Source organism: Burkholderia sp. E168m23 (assembly GCF_016586125.1).
In the GTDB taxonomy this organism is placed as follows: Bacteria; Pseudomonadota; Gammaproteobacteria; order Burkholderiales; family Burkholderiaceae; genus Burkholderia; species Burkholderia orbicola.
In genome coordinates, this window is sequence record NZ_BCPP01001355.1 from 1 (window position 1) to 1,360 (window position 1,360).

Consider the following 1,360-nt stretch of genomic DNA (forward strand, 5'->3'; position numbering starts at 1 on the left):
GTCGGCCGCGCTGCGTGTCGGGTTTCTCGCGTGCAATGCGGCGCTTGCCAGCGATCTCGCCGACGTGAAGATGCTGACGCACGTCAGCAGCTCGGAATACTGCGAACGCACGCTCGATGCGATCGTCAGCGATGGCCATTTTCTCAGGCATACGAATCATCTGCAGGAGAAGCTGCGGCGCGCGACCGGCACCGCGCTCGATGCGCTCGGCCGTCTCGGCGCGGAGGTCTATCGGCCGTGCGAGCAGAACCTGTATCTGTGGGCCGCACTGCCCGGCTGGCCGGATTCGATGTTGCTCGCGCAGGCGCTGCTGGAGCGCGGCGTGATCCTCGCGCCCGGGGCGGTGTTCTCGCCGCAGGCCGATCGTCCGTCGAAGTATTGCCGCTTCAACGTCGCGTATCTGGCGGACAAGCGGTTTGCGCAGGCGTTGCAGGCGGTGACCTGAAAACGAACGCGAGCCGCGCAACAGCCGGCCCGCATTCGTCGCACAACCCTGCTTACACGCGCCGCAACGACCGGAACCCGGCACGCACTTCACGCGCAAACAGTTCAGGCTCTTCCCATGCCGCGAAGTGCCCGCCCTTGTCGACTTCGTTGAAGTAGATCAGGTTGTGATAACTCCGCTCGGCCCAACTGCGTGGCGCCTGATAAATCTCGCCCGGAAACACCGTGATCGCCGCCGGCAACGAGATATCCACCGCGTTGAAGTTGTTCGAGTGATCCTCCCAGTAGATCTGCGCAGCCGACGTCGCGGTGTTCGTCAGCCAGTACAACGAAATGTCGTCGAGGATCTCGTCGCGCGGAATCGAGCGTTCCGGTACTCCTCCGCTATAAGTCCATTGCGAAATCTTGTCGTACATCCACGCAGCCTGCCCGGACGGCGAATCCGCCAGCGCATAACCGACCGTCTGCGGCCGCGTGACCATCATCGCCGAGTAGCCGCAGTTGTCGCGATAGAACGTCGCGAGCTTCTCGTACGCGGCCTTCTCCTTCGGCGACAGCGACGCCGGCGCGGGCGCATCGGTCGCGAGCAGCGTCGCGATCTCCGGCGGCACCGTCGCCGGCATGTTCACGTGAATGCCGGCCAGACCTTGCACGTGCTGCATCGCCATCCGGTGCGAGATCACCGAGCCGCAGTCGCCGCCCTGCGACACGAAACGCGTATAGCCGAGCCGCGCCATCAGCTCGCCCCACGCTCGCGCGATGTGGTCGGAGCCCCAGCCGGTCTTCGTTGGCCGGCCCGAGAAGCCGAAGCCCGGCAGCGACGGCACGACGACGTGGAACGCATCGTCCGCGCTCGCGCCGTGCGCGGTCGGGTCGGTCAGCGGACCGATCGCCTCCAGCGTAATAACTTCGTATA

General features: G+C 65.1%; 2 protein-coding genes. One reads left to right on the top strand and one right to left on the bottom strand.

Annotated features, from left to right (window positions below):
- Positions 1-445 (top strand): aminotransferase class I/II-fold pyridoxal phosphate-dependent enzyme (locus JMF90_RS37240; RefSeq protein ID WP_201326357.1); only part of this gene is annotated, 445 nt, incomplete at its 5' end.
- A 52-nt stretch (positions 446-497) separates the two neighbouring features.
- Here JMF90_RS37240 and JMF90_RS37245 read toward each other — a convergent pair.
- Positions 498-1,360 (bottom strand): alpha/beta fold hydrolase (locus JMF90_RS37245; RefSeq protein WP_201326358.1); only part of this gene is annotated, 863 nt, incomplete at its 5' end.